Genomic DNA, 23,700 nt, shown 5'->3' with positions numbered 1-23,700 from the left:
GACTCTCGATCCTGAACTCGCCCTGTCCGACGGACTTGCTATGAGCCGCTGGCCTCAACTCACCCTGACAGACAGGGCGGGAACGAACATCTCCTCCACGGGTAGGTACCTGACCTGGAAGTCAACGAGGCGCAAGTTGTCACACCGCTCAATCGTCCTTTGGTGTTCTAACAACCTGCGTCTCAGCCCGCCGCCCGCAGGCAACCCGGAAGAGTTCCGACGCAGCACCGAGGGACGAGTCGATCCTACGAAGAGGGGCATTGAGCACCCCGGCGCGGATACAGGCTGGTAAAGCTCGTACGAGCCGGTGTAGTAGATCGCGTAGATCCCGCCCCCCTTCGTCAGGGGCTGACGGGCGAGCGGGATGGCAGGCGCCGCCTCCAGTGCCCACTGCACACTCCGCTCGAGGTTCTCTCGCCGCAGCGGGTTGTATAGCCCGTCAATTTCTGCCGGGTCGGGCTCGCTAGGTTCCCGTGTAAATTGCCGGCTACCGTCCGACGCGAGCGGCCCTGGCTCTCCGAAATTCTGCTGCGACCGGCCTTCCTTGAGGAGAGCGAGTAGCCTGCGATGGTCACCTCCGAGGATTTCACAGATAATGCTGACAGTATTGAGCGACGGTATTGGCCGGCCCTGACGGGTATTTAGAGCCTGGCTAACTGAGGTCCTGCTTCGTCGGCAGCGTATGGCAAGTTGCTGCGTTGTCCATCCCTTCGCCGCCCTCATCCGCGTCAGCTCGGCCCCGAGTTCGGCTAGGTAGTCCTGCTCGGCCACGTCAAGCCTCCCTGCGTTTCAGCCGTTCAAAGATGTTCAGCCTTGCACAGGTTGAACACAACACGGGTAGCGGCAGTTCACAGTGGTCGTCAAGCCGACGATGGAGGTCCTCGAAGATGACAGGCTCTTTGATCACGCTGCGGATCCTTCTGGCGGTGATCGCCGTCCTGGCGTGTCTGCTCTGCGGAGTAGTGGCTGGGATCCTGAAGCGCCTCGACGGTGCCAGCGTCCCCACAACGTTCATGCGGGCCGGTGCCACCTTTGGTGCGTGCCTGACCATCGCAGTGATGGTGATGGACCTGTTGTGGGTCAGGTAGCCGGTCCCGAGCCTGGTCGAACGCGGTCCGCTCCGCGCTGGTTGTTCAGGTGGAGGTCGGGGTGACCGGGGCGAGTTGGTGGTACCAGCCGGGGAGTTCGTGGGCGCGGCGGTACTGGTCGGCGTTGGTGCGGAGGGTCACGCTACGGGCGGCGAGGGCGTCGGCGAAAGCCGCGTACTGGTCGCTGCGCAGCATCCACCCGCGGTAGACCGCGACGCCGCCGGCGGGCACGGTCGTGACCGCGTGGTGCGGGTCGCCGCGGGTCAGCGCGTCGTGGTCGATCACCGCGACGTCGATCCCGGCGGCGCGGGCCGCGTCGGCTTCGGGCGCGAAGTGGTCGTCGGGCCGGCGGGGCCGTAGGGGGTTCGCGGGGACCAGCAGCGTCATCCGGGCATCGTGCCCGAGGTACGACAACAGGCTCCACCTCATATTCAGTTCGGTCGGCTGACCCTGATGCTGCCCCGGCGTCTGCCGATTGTCGTGAGGGAGTGGGCACCTGCCTTGAACGAGTGCGCGGTCGGGCACGGGGAGCACAGCCTTGCGCAGCTATCCGCTTGGCGGGACATCGCTGTCGGATCGCCAGTCGGTGAACAGCTCGGCAAGTCTGGTCTCGGTCTGGTCGGTGAGGATCTTGGTGGCGTCTTCTCCGAGTGGTTTCAGGGCGTGGTGCCGTACTGCGGGGTGTTGTGCTGGTGCGGGGCAGATGAACACGGCGAGGATCCGTAGTGCGCGCAGGGCTTCGTCGTTTGAGATGAGGTCGAGCAGCGGTGCGCCGGCGAACGCTGCGGCCTGGATGCCGTGCCACGCCTTGTCGAGGATCAAGTCGATGACGGCTTCGGTGACGTGCGGCCGGTCGGCCTGCAGTGCCGAACCCAGGATCAAAGTTTTGACCGTGGTGGGGATGCTGTCGAAACCGCGTCGGGTCATCTCGATCGCCTGGACCAGCCCGATGAAGAGATCGCACCAGACGTGGTTGGTGAGGTCGCGCTTTACGTTGGTGGCGTCCGGCGTGGCGTGGTCGAGTTCAGTGACGATCTCCCGCCAGGCTCCGCGCGTCATTTCCTCGGCAAGGGCTGTCACCTGCTCGGTTGGCGTCGGGTAAGGGTCGCCGTCTTCGGGCTCCGCTGGCGGCGACGGGGCGGCAAGCCAGTCGGCGATGTCGACGCGAGCGAGGTCGGTGGTGATTTCCTGGTTGCGGCGGGTCTGCTCCAGGCGCCGCGGTCGATGCTTTGTCCAGGCCAGTTTGCTCTCGAAGCGCTTCCGTCTCCCGTGGCGGATCAGATAGTCCTGGTCGACGTGGTTGAGCCAGCCCTGCACGCCATGTTGGCTGCCGCCGCATTGGGTGCAGAGGCAGCGGTGTCCTCGGGCTGTCTCGCAACCAGGATTGTGTCTGCCGGTGTCCATGTCGCGGCCACCTCGCTCATCCGGTTGACCCGGTTGCGGTGCTAGCGATAGTTAACTGAATGGAACCCTGTCGATACCCTATGTCACCGACTGGTCTATGCCAATGCCGGTCGACCGAGCCTGTCGGATTGCGGGCAGAACACCGCCGGTCGCCATCGGACCGGCCTCGCCGGATGGCTTGTCCGCAGTCACAACGGCGCGTACGGTCGGTCGTAGAGCTGGCCTCGTCCAGCTGCTATGCCGCCCAGTTGTGCGGAGCCCGATGAGCCGGCCATCGATGCCGACGGGCTAAGACCCCGCCTGCGGCAAGCCTTCGGATCCCTCGGTTGCAGTCGTCGACAAACCCGCTGCGTGTCGCTCCACATCGGGCGTCGCCTGACTCGCCGCTGCCGCCTCACACCGGTTTGGTGCCACGACGTTCCGGTGTGCCCTCACCTGCGAAGGAGTGCCCTCATGACCTCGTACGCAATCCGCACCTGCAGTGAACCGCCAGCTCCAAGCCATTGGCTCAACCAGCAGTTTCCGCACCGGGCCCGGCTCATCGCCGACCTGCAGGGCCGTATCAGTCGCGCCCCTGCACCCATCCGCGCCTGCGCACCTGAGCCGGACCGATTCGGGCAGGCGATGGAGCGGACACTCGCCCTTGACCTGTGTGGTGCACCGCCATACCTGCAGCTGATCAAACAGCTGCCGGCGGCCGGGATGCGGCGCCTGCTGACCACCGCCGGATACGCGCCAACCACCGACACTCCCGACGGGCCGTGGCGCAAAACCACCGACCGCATCCCCGGCGCTCGACTGTTCACGGTGGGCAGCCTGCTGCCCTACCTCGACAGGGCATTGCACGAGCTCGGTTCGGCGAACCCGGACGATGCCCGCGAGGCGATCCAGGCCGCATTGCGCGACCGGCGGGCCGTCAGCGCGTACGCCACCGTCGTGCGCGGCGCCCGCCCTGCCTTTGCCGCTTTCTGGGCTAGCTACACCAGCGGCTTCCGCAATGCGCTGCGCGGCTACGGACCGGTCACCGCCTCTCTGAGCCTGCTGGGCGGACTTCGTATCGTCGATTTCCTCGCCGGCACCACCATCGTCGAATACAAGACGGGTCATTTCGACGATGCCCGTGACCTTGATGCTCTCGTCGAGCAGGTGCTGGCCTATGCCCTCCTCGCAGCAGGATGCGGCCATCCGGTTACTGCGGTCGTGATGTACCTCGCCCGCTACCACGTGCTGGCCCACTACCCGCTCGAGACGTTCCTTGCCCACCTCGCCGGGCAAGCCATCGACACCGGCGAAGCGGGCCGTCGCTTCGCCGCACTCGTTCAAGCAGAGCAAACAGCACGTCGACCAACTGCGCGCTAAACCCGAGGACCAACACAGGGCCGACAACCGTTGCCGCGACTCGAAACGGCGGCTACCGCGGCAACCCCGAGGTGATCATCGCGTACCGCAAGCGATACGGCGGTCGGGCTCTGTCATGATCCGGCTCCTGACGGCGATTGGATAACAGTCCTCTACTGTTCAGCCGCGCCGACAAGGGCACACTGCAAGAACTCTTGATGGGCAGGACGCTCCTCGCCCGGCACGGCTGGCTGGAAGGCAGGTAGGGCGGTCGTGCACTGGAACGTCCCCGCAAACCCCGTGGACTTCGAACAGCGGGAGGGTCGGGTGCACCGCTTCGGCGGACACGCAGTACGCCGCAACGTCGCCGCTGCCCATCGCGCCGACGCCCTCCAGTCCGCCCACCCCGACGTATGGAAGGCGGCCTACGACGCGGCGCGGCAGCAGTCGCAGCTCGGTGACATGGCGCCGTACTGGGTTTATCCGGGCCCGGCTCGCATCGAGCGCCACGTGCTGCCGCTGCCACTGAGTCGGGACCTAGCCCGCTACGGGCAGTTGAAACGCGACTTGGCGCTGTACCGACTGACCTTCGGTCAGCCGCGGCAGGAGGACATGCTCGCGTTGCTCACCAGGGCAGGCCTCGCCGACCAGCAGGAAAAGCGGGACACCATCGACCTCCGACCTCCGATGCGCTCGGCGCGAAGGAGAATGGGGAGATGATCGCCTCTCGCGGCAGCAGCTCCAGCAACTCGCCGGGTACCCCGCCGTGGCTGCGGTGGACGTCGGGGGACTACGGGGAAATCCTCTCTGGGTTTGGTTCGGCGATTGAGCTGGGGTGAGCCGTCGACGAGGTGGAGGTGGCGTCGTCACGGTCGCTCGGTCGAAGGGCAAGCGCCTGCCTGACTGCCCGCAGAGGGTTGGGAAGTGAAAGTTGGCAGCGGGAACAGTTCCCCTGTCCGAGGTCCTGACCCCCAAGGCCACAGTATCGGCAGGTTGCCTGCGGCTGGGCGCTTAATGCCTGCTGTAAGGCCTCCACGATGCGGCTGTCGACCATATCGATGTCTCTGATGTTCTCGGCCGCGTTGCTTCTGACTAGGGCATCGGCGTGCCGCAGCCCTTCGGCAAGGATGATCTGTCGGTCCGGAGCGTCGCGTACCCCGGCCATCGCGGCACTGAGTAGTACAGGGTCCTCGTCATGCCGCCACCGCCTTACCAGCTTCTCTCGATCGAGATAGAGCGCGAGACTGGCCGCAAGGAACCGATTACGGGTGGGCACCGTCGTGTCCGTTGCTGCCGTTTGTGCCTGGCCGCAAGCTAACGACCGAAATTCGGGTGGCACCTGGGCAAGCGCGAGCTGCGCTTGTCGGGCGAGCAGGTAGCTTCTCGCGAACAACGTACCTAGCCATTCGATCGTTGCGGTTACGTCGATCGTGTCCCACCGCGTCAGCCGGCAGGAGGGTGGGTCGTGATCCAGCCCGACGTGGAGGTCCTGCGTGGCCGCAGACTCCACCAACCGGACAGCAGCCTCGGAGGCGAGCGCGTCCCTGTCGATACCGGCGCACTCGACGATGAAAGCGATCATGGCTGACAGGCTGGTCGAGTCAACCGCGATGGCCCTTTCTAGAGATCCAGCCTCTAGGGTCATGAAGGCGAGCCCTTCGACCAGCATTCCGACGTGGTGCAGGCGTCGGCGTTCGACCGGTCTCAACTCGTGCGGCGCCCCCAACTCCTGCATACGTCCGAGAAGCCATTTGTGAGCTGTGCGGCTGCGAACGGTCCAGTCCGCAAGGTAGTTTTCGTCAAGCAGGGAGCGACGTTTGCGTGGGACGTAACCCCGTTGGACCAGCAGATCACGAACCTTGTTGTAGGTGCCGTAGGAGCAGTGACGGTAAGCGACTTCTTCAACGCGCTCGGCGACATTGGGCTGCCCGGAGTGGAGGCGGACCACTGCGCCCAGAACAACCTCGGAGAAGGCGACCTCGTGCGGGCTGGTGGTGCCGAAGTCGAGAATTCCCTCATCATTGACGTACGGATGATCGGAGCCATCGACGGCGGGCATGGACATCGCCAAGTCGAGACATGAGCTGAATGCGTGCGGCTCGTTCCACCGGTGCGCGAGAAGCGCCTCCCAAGTCGGCAAATGTTCCGGCGGTACCGCACCCCGAACAATGTCCCGAACCTGGTCGCTACGCACTGGAGGCGAGGGAACCCGAGTGACAGCTGCAACGACATCCATCGCGCGTTCGTTGTGTGCGGCTGCCCTCTCTCCCAACAATGCTATGAGGCCGGCGGTCGCCCGCTCCGGTGCATCCTCTCGACCGGCAATGCCATGCGCAGCGGCCAACAGCACGTCGATATCATCGATGCTGGTGCCCATTTCAGCAAGTGGTATGAGCGGGTCCGGTTCGAGGGAGACTGCCAAGGACAGCACTTGCGTCATCGACGGATCAGCCGCAGCCTGGACGAGCAGATCCCGGCGCGCAGGTTCGAGTGACTCGGCGAGATGGCGAGCGGCTGACGTCTCGATCACGTTGCGGGCCCGTGGATCAATTCCACCGTTGTCGTCTCGGACGAGCACGCCAGCTTCGTCCCAGAAGTCAAGGCAAGCACGGGCAAGGGCACGGGCTATCCCAGGCACCAGGCCGTGTTCGGTATGGAAACGTTCGGTCAGCAGGTTACCGACGCGGCTCTCCGACGGTGGTCTCGCGCTTGTGACGCTCTCCCAGCCGATCATGGCGAGGGTGTCGATGAGCGCCTCCTCGATCTGAGCGGAGGGCACCGCCGGCATGCTGATACCCCGTCGGCCGCTCCGTCGCTCCCAGTCGTGCGCTACCCGCCGAATGACTGCGTCCATCAGCGGGGCCATTCCGGTGCGTCTCGCCGGCATGCGTTGTCCGGACGTCTCGAGCGCGAGAGCCGTGACAAGCAGCGGCGTCTCCGCAAGATACGGATTTTCCATCAGCCGGTCGCTGATCTCCTGCAGGCGGTTGTTAATCCACGCATCGTCGCGGCCGTCGCGACTCGCGACCGCCCTAACGATCGGTTCGGCGACCGACTGTGGCGAGAGCGGAGACAGCATGCGGGCTACCCGCCAGCCGAGCACCGCTGCGGAGGCATGGGCGCTGCTCCGGGTCGCCAGCAGCACGTCGCAGTCAGGGTGCAGATGCGCTAGCAGGCGACGAACCCATCGAATGACCTCGCGCCGGTGCTCGCGTGTCTCGTCGAGCGAATCGAGACATAGCAGTAACCGACCCTCCCCGGCTGCCCGGTGGATCGCGCCCATCAGCACATCGCGATCCGCGGGCTCCGCGACTTCAGTGGCGATGACGGCAAGCTGTTCCAGCGGGTGCCGCTCAGCCGCGAGGCTTGGCAGGTAGGCCCTGTCCGAGGCACCGGAGGCGAGCAGGGACCGTAAGTCCACAAGGACCGGCAGCGTCCACCGGCGTTCCGCCTCGCGGCGCACGATGTCACGCATGGCTGTGGACTTGCCTGAGCCGGGCGCACCGAGCAGCAGCACCCGTCCGTACCGCCGAAAAAAAATGTCGAGGTCGACTCGTACGTTCTCCTCATCGAGTGGCCCGACATCGCAGCGGATGGTGGTGTCGATCAATGGCAAATCCGCCCCGAAGGCGAGCAGATCGATCCCACCCGGGCTCCCGACGCGCCGGGAATATCGTTCGACTGCGACGCGCTCCGCGGACCTACGCGCTGACGCGCTTGCGGCTGAGTCGCTGATTAGGTCGAACGGTGGCCGGGCGAGGCGGTCGATCCACTGTTCCAGATCCAGCCCGGTGCGCAGAGATGCGGAGCGACGATGAGCTCTCGCCAACTCCGACGTGGCCGCATGGCCTTGGCCGGCTGCTACCACGTTGCCGTCGAGAAGAGCAGCAGCGACTGGTGGGCCGCCGCGGCGCGCATGCCAGGGGAAGACCACTATTGACGCCCGATCAAGCACCGCGTCTCGAACGGCCGGCGCCAGACGCGACATGGCGCTGGTGAGCTTGGTAAGTGCCTTATGTTCGCTGGGCGTGGGTAGGGCCGCGTGTGGGTCCCGCCTTCGATCCAGGGCTTCGGCCAAGTGCTCGATCTCAACCGTGGCGGTCGCCGACAGCGCCACCATCGGCACGCAACCGTTGGGATCCACAGCGACCTGCTCCACCCACTGGTCGATCACCTTGCGAAACGGGCTCTCCTCCGTGGTTGTCAGCTTCAACGACTTCTTCAGCTGAATCAGAACCCGCCGTCCATCGGTGAACGTGACCTCAAGGTCGTCGACCGCCTCGTCGATCTCCGCGCGGATGAGACAGGGCACACCGTGGGTGCGGTCATCGCCGCTGATCTCGATCTTCATCCCTCGAAGACCGTGAGCGGCTACGTAGGCGGCATAGTCCGCGCGAAAGTCTCCGCCCAGCTCGTTCTCGGCACCCCCGCGCGGGCCCCGGCCCGCAACTCCGGTCGGCATGGCTCCAATGATGCAGCATGGTTCCGACATCGAGGGCGACGCTAGGAGAGGTGTCCGGTATGCCGCAGGTTCTCGCAGTGTTGCCGAGTTTCAGCGGGCTGCTGCCGCCCGGTCTTCACAGCTTGCGCTTGCCGAAACGCGCGAGTTCCGCCGCCCTGTTACGGATGACCCTAGCTGAGAGTCACCGAGGAGGGGCCGTGGAAGACGAGTCAACGAGCCGGGCCCTCGGCGACGATTCTTCGTTGCTCTTCGAGAGGGGGTAGCGCGAGCTGCAATCGGCTGAGGCGTTTCTTGTTTATGCTGGATCGCGAGCCGTGGAGGGTGTGGGCGTACAGCCATCCCTGCACCTCGGGCCGGTTGAGGTAGTGGGCCAGGAACTCTGGCGTGACTTGCGAGCCTGGGCGTACCCGGATGCAGGTGTTGCCCATCAGCCAACCGTTTTCCTGCTCGGTGACGATGCCGAACCGTGTCGTCTCACCGATTCGAACCAGCAGGATGTCGCCGAATTGCAGGCGGTAATCCTTCAGCCGGTTGGCAGTTTGGTCGCTGACCCGAGCTTTCGGGCCTGGCGCGATGCCACCGTCGCGGAGGTCGCCGGCCCTGACTAAAGGGATTCCCTCGGGCACGTAGTCGGATTTGGCCAACAGGGTTCCGGAGGGGCCGGGTCGAATGTCGCATCGTTGGTCCAGGTCGCCTACCCACCAGTTGTCCGGGACGACACCGATGAGAGTGTCCTGGGTCGTCTCTGCCCTGAGTGCCGGACGGTGGTCAAGCCGGTCCTCCGTAGGGCCGGTTCGGTCGGGTGGATGAGCCGATGTCCGTTGGCCGGGGAGCGTTGGTGCTGGCACATGTGGATGCGATGCCTGGTAGGCGGCGGGCTGGAGGGCGTAGTCATGGTCGCGGACCTGGTCCCGGGTCACCGCGACCGCGGTAACTGCGGAGCTGCTGTGGGGCAACGCAGTTAAGCCGTGCAGCCAGCGTTGGTAGGCGTGGAGGATGTCGGCGCAGCCGTCTTCGGTCAGTACCCGATAGCTGCCGTCGGTCCGTGTCGCCTGCTGGGCGTCGATCAGCAGAATGTCCTCGCGCGGCGGATCGGTGGGGTGCGCCAGGATCCACACGGTGACCGGGGTCGCGGTCTCGCGGAACAGGTTCCTGGGTAGCGTGATGACGCATCGCACGACGCCGTGTTCGACCATTCCCGCGCGCAGCGGGCGCTGCTGGTCGCTGAGGTTCGAGGCGAAGCTGTATGGCATGACCACCGCAGCTCGACCTCCCGGAGCCAACGCCGTCGCCACGGTTTGCAACCAGGCCGAGGCGGTGTCGTACTTCGCCGGTCGGCCGCATAGCCACGTCCGTTCGGTACGCGGTACCGGTTCCCACTCGGTCTTGCCGAACGGCGGATTGAGCAGCACCACGTCGTATCCTCCGGGTCCGGCGTCGACGTCGTTGGCGTGGGCCGGGTCCGGTGGCTCGGCGGAGAGGTCGCACCGCAGTTCGTGCACCGCCATGTTGAGGGTGGCCAACTGCCATGTCCGGGCAGTCGTCGCCCGGCCGGTCAACACAGGCGGCGGGCTGTCCACAGCCGGCTTACCGCTCCTGGTCAGGTGCTGCCCGGCGGCTACCAGCAGCGATCCGGGACCGCAGCATGGATCGTGGATCCGCTCACCTGGTTGGGGATCAACCAGAGCCACCATCAACCGCGCCAACGCACCGGGTACCAGGTATTCGTCTGGGCTATGGTGTCGGCGCCGGGCGAACAGGTCCAGCAGGTAGTCGAATGTGTCGGCGGCCGGCGCTGGGGCGCTGTTCAGTCTTGCAATCATCTGCCTCAACTGGCCCGGCCACCAGTCGTCTTTGGGCAAGGTACGCAGCTGCTGGGTCGCCGCCGACAGCGGTTGTGGCAGCCGCCGGGTCACCTCGGCCACGGTGGCCTGAATGCTGCCGGTCGACGCTCGTGCCAGCGATGCCCAGCCGGTGGGATCCATCGCCCGTACGTACATCAGGGACATCACCACTGCTTCGAACTGCAGTGGGTCTCTGCTGTCTACCCGTGGCCGGTCCCACCAGGTCCGCAACCGTTGTTGCGGCTCGCCCTGCCACCGCTTCGTACCATCCCCGCGAGCGGGCGCGGTGGCCAAGCCAACCGCAGAACGAAAACGCTGCCCGTAGTGGGTCAAGCCAGGGGGATCGTTCTCTCGGCGGCTCTTCTGATGGATCTTTCGGTGGTCCAACCATTCAGCCATCGCATCGATCGGGTAGCCGACCCGGCGGCCGATCCGGACCGTTCGAGGGAAGGAGGACGGGTGCCGACTGGCCCATAAGCTCACTGCCTGCTCCTTCACCCCGGCCGCCTGCGCTACCTCCGTCCGCGTCATCAGCCGCCGCTCAGCCACCATCGTCCTCACCCCCTCGGCTGCGTCCGGGCTGGACCGCCCGGCCAGTGCCGGCCCGTCCCCGCAGCGCGCGGATCAACTGGACCAGATGCCGGGTGCGCCGCTCACTAATGATCACCCAGCTGACGAACAACATCGATACCAGGACGGCCACGACCAGGTCGGGCCCTGACAAACCCCCGATCAACCGTGTTAACCAGTCCGCCATGCCGATCTCCTCCCCAACGGTGTACTGCGTCCGAAGGTATGCCGTCCGGGTCTGGCGAGCCCGCGCGGATGCTGGTTCAGGGCGTTTTTGTTTCGCTAGTGAGCGCGATTCGTTTGACGCTGAGAGTGGCTCCGCACTCGAAGCGGCGAACGCAACTGGGCCATGGGCCTCCGGCCAAGGAGCACCCGAGAAATCGCCATCGCGCCGCCCACCGAACGAGGGCGGATGGTCGAGGAGGCCCGACACCGCTGCCCGTCATGCTTCCCGGGTCGCTCGACTCGGCCGGGACCGGCACCTACCGGTGGCATCGGCGACAGCGGCGAATTCCTTGTGTTCGCGATGCCGATGCTGACGGCGGCGTCGGCGTACCAACGGGTCGGCGGCCGAAGCGTCTGACCCAGTTCGACGGCCATCAGTAGTTTTCGCTGCTGCGCATCGTCACCGCGTCGGCGACGAACATGCGGCACAAACGACCTGTGATGTTCGATGAACCGTACTGGCCAGCCGGCCGAGAGGGTCAGCAGACGGGGTCAAAGGACAGCACGCTGCGTGCGGGCGTCGCGGTCAGGGCGGCTTGCAATTGCGGGTACCGCCCGGCCTCGGTGACCGCATCGTCGCGTAGAGAGCCAACGGGCCGGAAGAAGAAGCCGGTGTCTGCCTCGTCGCCGCCCTTCAAGAAGACCGGCCCGGCTGCATCGTCGAAGGTCAACGTCAGTTCTACCTGCCAATAGTCCGGTTGAGGATCACCGCTCGTGCTCGGCACCGCCAACTGACGGGTGAATGAGATGCACGGCCGCCCTCCCTGCCAGGGATAGCGGCCCCACTGGACGATAAAGCCGTCGATGTCCGACTCCGGCTCCGGGACCAGGTCCTCGATCTCGACTTGGAGGAACTCGCGGAATGCGCGCCAGGCCAAGGCAACGTCGATCACTGCACCTGGCTCCTGACCGTGCTTGCGCAGGATCCGCGTAAACTCGTCCGCGCTGCGCGGCCACGGCACGCCCACACCCGTCACCAATTCCTTGCCTGTCCGGGACGTGAAATGGCAAGCGACAGCGGCGTGTTCCCAGACGCCGCACCGCGCCCAGCCACTACGCCGCCAACACCTTGCGCAGATCGCGGACAGCGTCGATAGCCTCGCTTGTGCCCTCGGCGTCGGCGTCCTCCCACAGTTCGCGCCATTCGGAGTCCGCGGCCATGATCCGGTCGATCGCCCTCACTGCCAACGCCGCCAGGTCGTCGGGCACATCCAACCGGCCGCCGTCGCGCAGAAACTCCGGAGCGTACGAAGATGTGATCGGCTGCCCGCTGGGTTGCTGTGCAGCCAAGATCGCAGCCGCAGCGATCGCCTCGCAGGCGACGTCGGCGTCGAGGTAACCCACCTCGCCGGCGGCTCTGGTCAGCGCCTCCCGGACCAGGTTCGGTCGCTTGGACACGTCGGCGTCGTCCAGGTCGCCACACCAGTCAGCCGCGGTGTCGTTGTCGAATGGTCCGCTGTCCCAGGTCCCCACTGTGCCTCCCGCCGTCGGTTGCGCGGCATCCTCGCATTCGAGACCGACAACACCCGCCGAACATGGAGGAGGTTACGGTGCCTGGAGGGCGATCGGACAGGTGTTGTCAGTGCCCGCCGGGACAGCAACGGTCGAGCTCGACGTGTACCTGCGCAGTTCCGCCCAGGCGTGCGTGCGGTATGGCCCTGCAACGCCTCGCTGCCGGACTCCTTTACTCGGCTGGTTTACACTTCACGCGACCTGGGAGAACGTGCTTGAGCACGCCGCTGGGACCCTCAACTACTGGGGGTCAAGGGGTCGTCGGTTCGAATCCGGCCGTCCCGACCGATTGACCTGCGGAGATGAAGATCTTCTCAGGTAACGGCGGTAACATCCGGTAACGGATGATCTTGGTTGGCGGTAACGGCGACGACTTTGGCCGCTGGTCCGATGACTATGGAACGCTCTGACCTGCCGCTTCATCTGCGTCCTGGATGGAGCGGCAGTTTGGTTCTTGATACCGCGTCTAGCGCCCCAAATGTTGCCTGGTGCCGCTGGGCCGGGCGGTCCGACGAGCCCTCGGTGCGCGGCAGGATCGTCGGTTGGGCCTGTTCCTGGTCTCAGAAGGTGTGTGGGAGCAGGTGGCCGAGTCGATGTGACCCACGCGTTGTGCCGATGGCGTGGGGTGTAGAAGCCTTCGACGTAGGGGGCACGTGGCGTGCTACGACAGGACGGGCGTTCGGCGTCGGCCCGAGGCCAGCAACGGCTCGCCGAGCAGGAGCGCGACCGTGGCGAGGGTCAGCAGTGCCCCGACGAGGAACGCGCCGCGGACCCCGAATGCCGACAGCGCGGCGCCGCCGAGGAATGCGCCGGCCGCGACGCCGACGTTGAAGGCGGCTGAGTTCGCGGCGAAACCGATCTCCGTGCGGCCGGGACTTACGTGCAGGATGCGTGCCTGGGTGGCGGTGAAGATGGGTGCGGCGGACCATCCGAGTAGCGCGAGGCCGGTGATCACCATGGCCTGATTGCCCGCTGACTGGAAGAGCAGCAGCATTGCCGCTGTCTGCACGGAGACCGCGAGCACCAGGGAACCGCGCGGGCGCCGGTCCAGCATGTGGCCGAGCACCACGACGCCGAGGATTCCCGCGCCGCCGTAGACGAACAGTAGTGGGCCCACCACGCGTTCCGGGAAGCCGGCGACCTCGGTGATGAACTCGCCGATGTAGGTGAAGCCGGTGTACAGACCGGTCATCGCCACCGCTGTGGTGAGCAGCACGACCACGAAGTGCCGGCGGTCCGGGGCCGAGCCGAACGCCGCGTGGCTCTCCTCCGGTCGGGTGGTGGGCAGCAGCACGGCGATGAGGGCGGCGATGACGAGCGCGATGACGCTGAGAATGATAAACGGCACCTGCCATCGGGTGTGCTGACCCAGCCAGGTGCCGGCGGGAACGCCGAGCAGGGTGGCCAGCGAGCCGCACACGGACGTCACGGCGAGGACCCGGCCGCGTATCTCCGGTGAGAACAGCCCCACCGCGACCGAACCCATGACGGCCCAGAACACGGCCTGTGCCACGGCCACCATGATGCGAGCGCCCAACAGGACGCCGTACGAGGTGGTCAGTACCGACCCGATGGTCGCCACGGCCAGCACGACCAGCACGCCGGAGAGCACGAAACGGCGGGGCATGTGACGGGTGAGCTGTGCCATCGGCAACGACACGACGGCGACGGCAAGACCGTATCCGGTGACCAGGAAACCGGCGGCCGGCAGGGACACGCCGAGGTCGGACGACATCAGATTGAGCAGGCCGATCGGCAGGTTCTCCGTGGTGTTGAAGATGAAGGCGGAGAGGGCAATGGCCAGCAGGACGCTCACGCGGCGTCCGACATCCAACGACATCCGTCGGTCGTTCCCTTCGAGTCGCATCAGGTGTCTGTCAAGGCGTGCCGAACCGCGTGACTCAACGCCACGGCCGCCGCCGGTCCACCTTGAATCGTGGTCTCCGGTTATAACCTGCTCCCATATGCCGTGGCGAGACCCTCTCATGACACATGGTCGGGATTGGAATCCCGGGCGCTTACCATTTGCACCGTACGGTGTCGGCTCGATGCTGTGACTTGGGCATCAGAGACCCAGTGGTGACCGAGCAGCGTCGCCTCGTCGAAACCCTCGGGGAAGATACCGTACTTCACGAGGCTTGTGGTGCCGGCGGGGTCGAAGCAGTTGGGTACGGTAGCCAGAGTGGCGTCGATCCCTGGCAGCGGTATCCCCGACTACCTCCAATAGACTGGACACGATCTGGCCTACCCTGGCCCGGCCAGGCGGTTGCCGAACCGATCCCGGTGCGGTGGCGTCGACCAGGATCAGCACGCGAATCCGCATCTTCGTGGCCTGAAGCTGGTGTGCCATGTCGAAAGCTATGACTCCGATGGATGCCGCTGGCGGCGCGGGCGCAGGAGTCACCGGTCGGCGTCGTCATCGAATTCTGCGAGTGGGACGAATCTCGAAGGTGCGGTTCTCCGGGGTCGATCAGTTCCGCATCAGGGATGCCCCTGATTCCGCGACTCACTTTTGGAACGTTGAAATCGTCCGCAGTGTCGACGCGCCACGCGGGGGCGCCGGATAGGTTGAAGCCGGGTAAGTTGGGCCGAGCCGGCCAGGCGGTACGCGCGTCGATGACAACTCGACCGGATTGCGGTGATCGACTGATGTTCTGGACCAGCTTAAAGAGCCTGCTGAGCCGCAAGCTGCGGCTGGCGATGTCCGCGATGGCGGTTGTCCTCGGGGTCGCCTTCGTGTCCGGAGCGTTGGTTCTCACCGACACACTAGGCCGCTCCTTCGATTCGATGTTCTCCTCGGTGTACTCGGACACCGATGTGGGGGTGACCGGCGCGGCCAAGGTCGAGGTCGCCGAGGTCGACGGCGGCGGAGCGCCGACGAGCGTCCCGGCGTCCCTCATCGACAGAGTCGCGGCGGTGCCCGGCGTGGCGCAAGTAACCGGCGTCGTGTCGGTCGACGGCGTCCGAGTGGTCGGCGGCAACGGCAAGGTGATCCCGTCGGTCGGCGCACCCCGGGTCGGCGAGAACTGGACCGGTGGGGGCGCGCTGGTCCAGTTGCGGGAGGGCCGGGGTCCCAACGCGTCGGACGAGGTTGCGATCAACGCCTCGCTCGCCGAGGTCGGTGGCTTCTCGATCGGCAACTCGATCGACGTGTTGACGCTGGAGCCGCGGCGCTCCTTCAAGCTGGTCGGCATCTTCGGCTACAGCGGCGACCGGGATACCCTTGGTGGCACCATGTCGGTCGCCTTCACAGAGCCGGTCGCGCAGCGCGTGATGCTCGGTGAAACCGACGTGTTCAGCAGACTCAACGTGCGTGCCGCGAACGGGGTCGAGCCGATCGAGCTTCGTGACCGGGTGCGCGAGGCGCTCGGCGGCGGCTACCAGGTCAAGACCGGTGAGGAACTGGCCGAAGAGGCCGCCGCCGGCTTCCAGGACGGGTTGGCGTTCTTCAGCCAGATCCTGCTCGGCTTCGCCGCGGTCGCGCTGTTCGTCGGCATCTTCCTGATTCTCAATACGTTCTCGATCATCGCTGCCCAACGCACTCGGGAGATGGCTTTGCTGCGCTCGATCGGCGCCAGCCGCCGGCAGGTGATGCTCTCGATGCTGGGGGAGGCGACAGCCATCGGGCTGATCGCCGCGATGCTCGGTCTGGCTGCCGGGATCGGTGTCGGCGCCGGACTGGCGTACCTGGTCAGCCGGTACAGCGGCGGTCTCACCCTGGCCGGGCTGAGCGTGCCGCCGGTGGCGATCGCCGCAGCTTTCGGAGTCGGCGTCGTGGTGACGGTGATCGCCGCGGTCGTGCCGGCGCTGCGCGCCTCCCGCGTACCGCCGATCGCCGCGATGCGGGACGCCGCCGGGCCGGACCGGCCGCTGACCCGGCTGGCGACGGTCGGCGCCGTGATCACAGGTATCGGGGCGGTGCTGCTGGTCCTGGGCCTCACCGCAGTGGTGCCCGGCGCGATGATCGCCGTGCTCGGCGGGGTGCTCGCCTCGTTCATCGGGGTCTCGCTGCTCACGCCCGTGCTCAGTCGGCCTGCGGTGGCCCTGCTCGGACGGGCGTTCGTGGGCAGCGTGCCCGGCAAGTTGGGCCGGCTCAACGCGGGCCGGAACCCGCGTCGTACCGCCATCACCTCGGCCGCGCTCATGGTGGGCATTGCCCTGATCACCGCGGTCAGCGTGGTCCTCGGCTCGGCGTCGGAGAGCATCCGTGGCCTGGCATCCGGGTCCCTGCGCGCTGACCTGGTGGTGCGTGGCGAACAGACCGGCCTGCAGCAGCCGGGCGTACGTCCCGAGGTGTTCGACGAGGTGGCGAAGCTGCCCGGGGTGAGCGCGGCGGCCGCGGTCTACCGCGACCAGGCAGTCGTCAACGGCGGTCAGCGGTATGTGACAGTCATCAACGACCTGGATTCGCTGGCCGAGGTCTTCTCCCTGCGCCCGGTGCAGGGCGATCCGCGGACGCTCGGGCCCGCAGACATCGTCATCGACCAGGACTACGCCGCCGACATGGGGCTGTCGCTGGGCAGCCCGGTGGCCATCCAGTTCGCCAAGGGGCAGCAGCGGACCTACACGGTCACCGCCATCTACCCGGAATCCGACCTCCCCGGTGGGATGGCTCTGCCGCAGGACGCAGCGCAGTACCTCAGCGCACCGACGATCTCGCTCGGGTACGTGCAACTCGCCGACGACATGCCGGTGGATCAGGTCAAGCCGCGAATCGAAGTGCTGCTTGCCGAGGATCCGGAGGTCTCGGTGGTCGACCTGTCCAGCTTCGCCAACCAGCAGACCGAGTCGCTCGACCAGATCCGGCTGATGATCCAGATGCTGCTCGGCCTGGCCATCTTCATCGCGATCCTGGGTGTGGTGAATACCCTCGCGCTGTCGGTCATCGAGCGGGTGAGGGAGATTGGCCTGCTTCGGGCGGTCGGTCTGAACCGGACGCAGACCGTAAAGATGATCATGGTGGAAGCGGTGATTATCTCGCTTTTCGGCGCACTGCTCGGTGTGGTCGTCGGAGGCGCCCTGGGCGCAGCCGCCGTGCAGGGCCTCGAGGGCGAGGGCATCAACCAACTCGTCGTGCCATGGGGGCAGATGGCGATCTACTTCGCTGGAGCAGGCGTGGTCGGTGTATTCGCAGCGGTCCTCCCCGCGCTGCGCGCCGCCCGGATCAACGTCCTGGGTGCCATCGCCACGCCATAGGGGCCGCCCGTTCCCCCAGGATTCGGCTGAGGCGGCGTCCTGGTGCATCCGCTCCAGGACGTCGCCCCACACGCTGGGCAGGGAATCCAGGCGCTCCCGGGCGTCCTCGTCCGCGTACCGTCCGACCCAGGTCAACGTCTCTCGGATCGGGGCAGGGCGTTTCGCGACCTACGTGTCATTAGGGTCGCCGCACCAGTCGGCGGCGGTGTTGTTGTCGAAAGGATTTGCTGTCCCAGATGCGCACTGGGCCTCCAAGATTGGTTGCGCGGCGTTCTCGCACCGGTCACCGGCAGGATCCTCGAGCAGAAGCCGGCTATGGCGCCCGAGTGGCGATCGACGGGTCGCGACGAAGGTGGCGGCCGTGGACTGAAGCGAGCCCGGCCGGACTGCCTGGCATGGGAAGCGCTTGACGATCCGCGGTAACGAGCCCGGTAACGGAGGGAATCGCAACGGGCGGATGAGGCGGTGAGCCACGGCATGGAAGGGCATTTGAGGGTGTCGTTTCTTTCCGTTTCAGGGACCTTTCAGCCTTTCCCGGCACGGCGTGACAGAATCGTTGTAAAACTGGGGGTCAAGGGGTCGTCGGTTCGAATCCGGCCGTCCCGACAGCGAGAGGGTTTCCACAGGTCAGAGCCTGTGGAAGCCCTCTTTTTCGTGTTCATGGTCGTTCGTCGAGGTCGAGCACGCCGCTTATCGACCCCTTGACTCGACGGGTGACCGACATGGCTCTGCTGGACCTGACCAAGCTCACGACTGACCTGTCCTCGACCTGGGCGGGATACCTGCGCGACTGGGACCGGACGCTGCGGGCGGGCAACTATCCGGAGACGACGCGGTACAACTACCTGCTCGCCGCGGCGCAACTGGCTCGGTACCTGGCCGAGCACTCGCCGGACCCTGATGCCGTCGACGCCGCGGAGGACCCCACCGAGGTGACCCGGGGACATGCGGAGGCGTTTCAGGCGTGGATGATCGAGACCCGGTCCGCGTCGACCGCGCTGAACAAGCACAAAGGTCTGCAGCAGTTCTTCAAGTGGCTGCTGGCTGAGGAGGACATCGACCGCTCTCCAATGGACCGGGTCCGACAGCCTAAGACGCCACAGAAGCTGATCCCGATCATCCGGGACGAGGACACGAAGAAGCTCCTCGACGCCTGCAAGGGCAAGACCTTCCCGCACCTGCGCGACGAGGCGATCATCCGCCTGTACTACAACACCGGAGCGCGGCTGTCGGAGGTCGGCAACCTGCTGCTCGATGATGTCGACCTGAACACGGAGTCGATGCACTACCACGGCAAGGGTGCCAAGGACCGCCGGGTGCGATTCGGGCCGAAGACGGCCCGGGCCATCAGCCGCTACCTCCGAGCGCGCGGCAAGCACAAGGGCTCGGAATTGCCGGATCTGTGGCTCGCCGACCGTGGTGGGCGGAGGTTAGCGGCCAACGGCATCAAGATTCGTCTGAAGCGGCTGGGTCTCGCCGCGGGCGTTGCGAACGTGCACGCCCACCGCTGGCGGCACAACTTCGCCCACGAGTGGAAGCGTGCCGGCGGGAACACGGGCGACCTGATGCTGCTGTTGGGCTGGACCTCGGAGGACATGCCTCGCCACTATGGCGCCAGCGCGGCGGCCGAACGCGCCCAGGAGATTCAGGTGCAACTGGGCATCGGGGAAGGGGTGTAGACGCGGGCAACACGGTCGGCCGACCCGGGTACCGGCTTGCCGACCACGTTGCTCTCGTCGATCGGCGGGCCTGAGTCGCGTCAGGGCTTGTTTCGGTGTACTGGCAGCTCCGGTGCAGATACCGGTACGTCTTGTCGTACAGAGCTGCATCGGATGAGCCGATCTCCCGCTGATCGCTCATCGACACTCCCGACGCCTTCAGTCCCGGTCGACGTTCCAATCGGTGGCGATGTGTAACGGGTGGCCAACCAGCGACGCGGGGCTCGGCGTTCAAGTAGCCGAGAGCAGCGTGTCGTCGAGTTGCGGTCAGGCTGTGCCCGGCCGAGCTCGCCAAGGCGTCGACCGATAACGACCGGCTCGGATTGGCGGGGCCAGACGACGCGCTCTGCTCGCACTCAGCGGCGGCACCACAGATCAGACCGAGTGGGAGCCCACACGACGTTGGCATGGTGGATCTGGCATGGCGAACCGCCTTCGCTCTGAAGTACCCGAACGGGCACTTGGTAGATCACCACTCTGTGGATGACGATGATCACCCAGGGTGGCTATCCTGCTTGTATGTCGGCGGCAGAGACGGTGCAGCAGAAGGGCATTGACGGTGCCGACCTGGCCAAGCGTTGGCTGGAGAGCACCACGTGGATCGAGTTGCCCTTCGATGCATACCACAACGCTCCGATTTGCACTCTGATGCGCCTAGATGGGAAGAAAAAGGTCTACGACCTGTTCGGGTGGATCCACGGGAGCCCGAAGACTCCGTTGTACATCGAGTCCAAGGGCTACGACTCAGTGGGCGGAAAGCAGGCGAAAGAGTTCTGGGAGTTTCTCGCCAACGCGTACAGCATCACGGCAAAGGACCTAAAGGACGGAGAAGACGCACTCCGTGAGTTCTGGTGGATCACGCGTATGCCGTTCAGCTCGACGGACTGGGCCGACTTGACCACGGCCGAGCGGATGAAAACGGCACTTGAGGAGCACCACTCGGAAGTTCTCCCGGACGGCGACATCGACGTCGACACGTTGGCCACTGCCGCCGCCCGGGTCGAGGTGTTCGTCGTCAACCGGCGTCAGGAGGACTTCATGCTCACGGCCCAAGAGCTGGCCCTAGTGGAGAGCACGCTCAACCGGAAGGGCATGAAGTGAGCAACCGCAGCCTCGCCGTAACCGAGCAGATCCGTACGGCAATGGCGTCGAGCAACCCGGACGATATCGTGACTGGGGTCAAGGAGGCAGTTGCGCAGGAGGTCACTTCGCTCAGCCCTGATGCCAAGATCGTCCTAACGAGCTACTTCAACCACACCTACATGCCGGACCTCGTGCTGGAGTGGCACGACGCCGGGAAGCGGGACTCGCGGCCGATCTTCTTGAGGAACGACCTCCGGCCGGAGGTGACTGAGCAGGATGTGCGCAGCCTGGCCCGCCAGGAGCCTGTCGTGCTGTCCCTCACCGCACTCGATGAGCCTTCCGTCGCGGCCGGCCCTCTCCGCGAGCGCGCCCGGGAGGCCAACCGGGTACTCGTGACCGATGTGGTCTCGCTGGCGGACATGGCAACGCCGTTCGGCACTCAGCGTTCCGCCCTGCACGGCCAGGAGGACGCTCCACTGCTGCGGCTGGTGCAGGCGAACCTCCTCAAGGGTGGGCGGGGCCTGCTGACACCCCAGGACGTCGAGCGGCTCGCGCAGAGCGCCACGCCGCCGGACAGCGGCGTTGTTCTCACCGATCAGTTTCTGGCAACGTTCCAAGAGACCACCGACGAGATGTTCGCCCCCGACGCCGCTCTGCGTCTTCGGCGCTCGGCCGAGTTGCTTAGGCTCGGTCTCTCGACGGAGGTCATCGATGCCGTCACCGGGCTGAACGGAGAGCTCCGAGATTGAACTTCGGGTCCTCGTCCCGTATCTGCTCGCCGACGAGACCGCACGAGCCAACACGCGTCTCTGGCATTTCATCGGCTCAATGATGTCCCTGGAAAGGCTTGAAGATTTGGGTGACGCACTGGCGGAGATGGACGTGACCGCTCTCGTCGTGCCGAACTTGGAGATCTGGACGGCCAAGCGAGCACAATTGGTGATCAACAACTCATACGACGAGGAATCAACGGTCACGGTCTCGACCCCGATGTTGCGAACGGCTGGCTCTGAGGTGGAACCTGAGTCCGAGCAGGAGTGCCTGAACGGCGACGAATCCTTCTGGTTCATCAAAAACCGGCTGCTTACCGCCGATGCGGGTCCGTGGCGACTGTTCATCGCATCCGATGCCCGCAGGCTGAAAGGACGCATCGACAGCATCGCCGCTAACTGGGACGACATCGCGCCGCTGATCAACGGATTCGCGCTCGACTCGGTGGACATGCGCGGCTTGTCACGCAGGATCTACGTCGGCGCCGAGGGTAACGGTGACGTCAGTTCAGATGTCGCGCTGATCCGATCCTCGATTGATGACAGCTACCAAGTCACCAAGGTGCAAGTCCGCCGGCCTAACGACGACGAGTCATTCGAAAGCCTGAACGTGGAATTCACCGCAATGACCGTAACCGCCGGGCGCGGGGGCGCACCGATCGCATCGCTGGTCCGAGCCGCAGAACTACTCGCACATCGGCAGCCGCCCGACTTCACCGCGCTCACAGCCTTCCAAGCCCTGCCCATCACCGATTCGAGCGGCCGAGAATCCGAGAGTGCCTAGCGTGATGAGGTGCCACCACGAATGGGCTATATCCGGACCGGCGTGCACGCCTCTGCCGCAGACTCCGCGCGTGGGAATTGAGAAACTACTACCGCCGTTGCGACCGGTACTTCCGGGGCAAGGCCGTGATCTTGGTCTGGTCGCGGTCACCGTTTAGCACGTCGAGCAACTTATCCGGGCACAGCTCGTAGAGGTCGCCCAACCACCGGCGGGCCTTGTTGTCCCAATCCGGTTGCCGCCTGAGACGCCTCTTGCCATGTATCGCCGCCTGCCCATCGCCAAACAAGTCTTCGGAAGCGGTGTCTCAGCCCGTTGTGGGGGTCGCCTTCAGGCGGCAGCGTACCTGCCTATCCACTCGGATCTGTACGCCGACGGCGGGACTTCCGGGACAGTTCCGCCAGCTGCAACATGTACGCCGTCCTCGCGTGTCGTGCCATTTCCGCGCGTACATCTGGATCGAGCAGGCCCTCGGGATCGACCTGTCGTTCGAAGCGATCGAGGAAGCCCTGCGTCCCCGCTGCCGTGCGGGCGCGACGGTCGATCGTTCTGGCCCAGGATGTATGCGCGGCTATGCGTGCCCGGCGTCGACGCTCCTCCGGTGTCAGCCCCGTCGACCTGGCTTTCCGTTCTTCGGGCTCAGACACGCTCACCGATCCCGACACGGGATTGGCTCTCCTGGGCGCGCTCGGCGGCTGCGCTGGCGCCGTAGTGCCGGGGCATGTCGTCTGAGGTCCAACCGAGCAGCAGCATCAGGTCGCCCGTGTCGCCGCCGGCGCGCTTCCACTCGTGGGCGAAGTTGTGCCGCCAGCGGTGGGCGTGGACGTTCGCGACGCCGGCGCGGCGGCCGCGACGTTTGAGCATGAGCTTGATGCCGTTGGCGGCAAGTGCCCGTGTGCCTCGGTCCGCGAGCCAGAGCTCGGCAAGGAGTGATCCTTTGTGCTGGGACCGCGTTCGGAGGTAGCGGCTCATGGCCCGCGCCGTCTTGGGTCCCAGTCGTACCCGGCGGTCCTTGGCACCCTTGCCGTGGTAGCGAACAGTGTCTGTGTCGGCGAGGCTGACATCGTCAACATGAAGGTTGGCGACCTCGGACAGCCGGGCACCCGTGTTGTACAGCAGGCGGATGATCGCCTCGTCTCGCCGGTCGACGAACGCTCTGCCACGACACGTGTCCAGGATGCGTTTCGTGTCATCGTCGCGGATGATCGGTATCAGCTTCTGCGGCGTCTTGGGCTGCCGAACACGCTCCATCGGAGATCGATCGATCTCCTCCTCGTCCAGCGCCAGCCACTTGAAGAACTGTTGCAGAGCTTTGTGCTTGTTCAGGGCGGTTGCGGGTGAGCGTGTCTCCACCATCCACGCCTGGAACTCCTCCACGTGCGCCCGGGTCACGGCAGTGGGATCGTGTGCTGCCTCCGACGTGTCAGGTGCCGATTTCGCGCGATCCTGCAGGTAGCGGGCCAGTTGCGCCGCGGCGAGCAGATAGTTGTAGCGGGTCGTCTCCGGATAGTTCCCGGACCGCAATGACCGATGCCAGTCCTCTAGGAAACCTCGCCAAGAAGGGGGCAGGCCAGCGAGCATCTTTCCTGCGTCTATTGGCACGGGGTGACGCTCCAGGTCGAGCATTCGTCGAGGATCGGCCGCAGGGTGCCGATGGGCCCGTCGCGGTGGTTGAGCAACCGATCTGCTGGTGCGTGCACGGCTGCGGT

Annotated in this window: 17 protein-coding genes; 8 read left to right on the top strand and 9 right to left on the bottom strand. The window is 65.7% G+C overall.

All coding sequences use genetic code 11. The annotated features are described in order from the left end of the window. Positions 1–54: 54 nt before the first annotated feature. On the bottom strand, positions 55–771 hold the full coding sequence (locus ACFQGL_RS28570) for an Eco29kI family restriction endonuclease (RefSeq protein ID WP_377515689.1): 717 nt from the start codon (positions 769–771) through the stop codon (positions 55–57). 116 nt (positions 772–887) lie between these two features. On the opposite strand from ACFQGL_RS28570, the gene ACFQGL_RS28565 reads away from it, so the two are divergent. Further along, positions 888–1,088: a hypothetical protein gene (locus ACFQGL_RS28565; protein WP_377515688.1), complete on the top strand. Its 201-nt coding sequence runs from the start codon at positions 888–890 to the stop codon at positions 1,086–1,088. A 45-nt stretch (positions 1,089–1,133) separates the two neighbouring features. On the opposite strand, the gene ACFQGL_RS28560 is transcribed toward ACFQGL_RS28565, so the two are convergent. Together ACFQGL_RS28560 and ACFQGL_RS28555 are read right to left on the bottom strand one after the other, a co-directional pair. Beyond that, positions 1,134–1,475 (bottom strand): hypothetical protein, encoded by a 342-nt coding sequence (locus ACFQGL_RS28560; RefSeq protein WP_377515687.1) that lies wholly within the window; start codon positions 1,473–1,475, stop codon positions 1,134–1,136. 159 nt (positions 1,476–1,634) lie between these two features. Then, positions 1,635–2,405 (bottom strand): hypothetical protein, encoded by a 771-nt coding sequence (locus ACFQGL_RS28555; RefSeq protein ID WP_377515686.1) that lies wholly within the window; start codon positions 2,403–2,405, stop codon positions 1,635–1,637. A 540-nt stretch (positions 2,406–2,945) separates the two neighbouring features. Here ACFQGL_RS28555 and ACFQGL_RS28550 point away from each other — a divergent pair. Both ACFQGL_RS28550 and ACFQGL_RS28545 read left to right on the top strand, forming a co-directional pair. Further along, positions 2,946–3,851, top strand: a complete 906-nt coding sequence (locus tag ACFQGL_RS28550; protein WP_377515685.1) for a hypothetical protein — start codon at positions 2,946–2,948, stop codon at positions 3,849–3,851. A gap of 252 nt (positions 3,852–4,103) precedes the next feature. Continuing rightward, positions 4,104–4,550: a hypothetical protein gene (locus ACFQGL_RS28545; protein ID WP_377515684.1), complete on the top strand. Its 447-nt coding sequence runs from the start codon at positions 4,104–4,106 to the stop codon at positions 4,548–4,550. A 70-nt stretch (positions 4,551–4,620) separates the two neighbouring features. On the opposite strand, the gene ACFQGL_RS28540 is transcribed toward ACFQGL_RS28545, so the two are convergent. The 5 genes from ACFQGL_RS28540 to ACFQGL_RS28520 form a co-directional block, all read right to left on the bottom strand. Further along, positions 4,621–8,181, bottom strand: a complete 3,561-nt coding sequence (locus ACFQGL_RS28540; RefSeq protein WP_377515683.1) for an NACHT domain-containing protein — start codon at positions 8,179–8,181, stop codon at positions 4,621–4,623. A gap of 320 nt (positions 8,182–8,501) precedes the next feature. Continuing rightward, entirely contained in the window at positions 8,502–10,301 is a 1,800-nt protein-coding gene (locus ACFQGL_RS28535) for an N-6 DNA methylase (protein WP_377515682.1), read from the bottom strand. A gap of 1,109 nt (positions 10,302–11,410) precedes the next feature. Next, on the bottom strand, positions 11,411–11,899 hold the full coding sequence (locus tag ACFQGL_RS28530; protein WP_377515681.1) for a hypothetical protein: 489 nt from the start codon (positions 11,897–11,899) through the stop codon (positions 11,411–11,413). 85 nt (positions 11,900–11,984) lie between these two features. Then, the gene (locus ACFQGL_RS28525; protein ID WP_377515680.1) at positions 11,985–12,404 is read right to left on the bottom strand and encodes a DUF4259 domain-containing protein; all 420 of its coding nucleotides are present in this window, start codon (positions 12,402–12,404) and stop codon (positions 11,985–11,987) included. Between the two features lie 700 nt (positions 12,405–13,104). Continuing rightward, a complete protein-coding gene (locus ACFQGL_RS28520) occupies positions 13,105–14,259 on the bottom strand; it encodes an MFS transporter (RefSeq protein ID WP_377515678.1) in 1,155 nt (384 codons plus the stop codon). An 833-nt stretch (positions 14,260–15,092) separates the two neighbouring features. Here ACFQGL_RS28520 and ACFQGL_RS28515 point away from each other — a divergent pair. The 5 genes from ACFQGL_RS28515 (at position 15,093) to ACFQGL_RS28495 (ending at position 21,994) form a co-directional block, all read left to right on the top strand. Continuing rightward, positions 15,093–17,639: an ABC transporter permease gene (locus ACFQGL_RS28515; protein ID WP_377515677.1), complete on the top strand. Its 2,547-nt coding sequence runs from the start codon at positions 15,093–15,095 to the stop codon at positions 17,637–17,639. A 722-nt stretch (positions 17,640–18,361) separates the two neighbouring features. Then, entirely contained in the window at positions 18,362–19,318 is a 957-nt protein-coding gene (locus ACFQGL_RS28510) for a tyrosine-type recombinase/integrase (RefSeq protein ID WP_377515676.1), read from the top strand. A 558-nt stretch (positions 19,319–19,876) separates the two neighbouring features. After that, positions 19,877–20,458, top strand: a complete 582-nt coding sequence (locus tag ACFQGL_RS28505; protein WP_377515674.1) for a hypothetical protein — start codon at positions 19,877–19,879, stop codon at positions 20,456–20,458. Beyond that, positions 20,455–21,189, top strand: coding sequence for a hypothetical protein (locus ACFQGL_RS28500; protein WP_377515672.1), 735 nt, complete (start codon positions 20,455–20,457; stop codon positions 21,187–21,189). Before ACFQGL_RS28505 ends, ACFQGL_RS28500 begins: the two co-directional genes overlap by 4 nt. Positions 21,190–21,268: 79 nt before the next feature. After that, the gene (locus tag ACFQGL_RS28495) at positions 21,269–21,994 is read left to right on the top strand and encodes a hypothetical protein (protein WP_377515671.1); all 726 of its coding nucleotides are present in this window, start codon (positions 21,269–21,271) and stop codon (positions 21,992–21,994) included. Between the two features lie 636 nt (positions 21,995–22,630). Here ACFQGL_RS28495 and ACFQGL_RS28490 read toward each other — a convergent pair. Continuing rightward, positions 22,631–23,617 (bottom strand): tyrosine-type recombinase/integrase, encoded by a 987-nt coding sequence (locus ACFQGL_RS28490; RefSeq protein WP_377515669.1) that lies wholly within the window; start codon positions 23,615–23,617, stop codon positions 22,631–22,633. Positions 23,618–23,700: the final 83 nt, after the last annotated feature.

It is taken from the genome of Micromonospora vulcania, assembly GCF_042658605.1.
In the GTDB taxonomy this organism is placed as follows: domain Bacteria; phylum Actinomycetota; class Actinomycetes; order Mycobacteriales; family Micromonosporaceae; genus Micromonospora; species Micromonospora vulcania.
The sequence above is the reverse complement of the archived record's forward strand: the minus strand, read 5'-3'. Positions and strand labels throughout refer to the sequence as shown.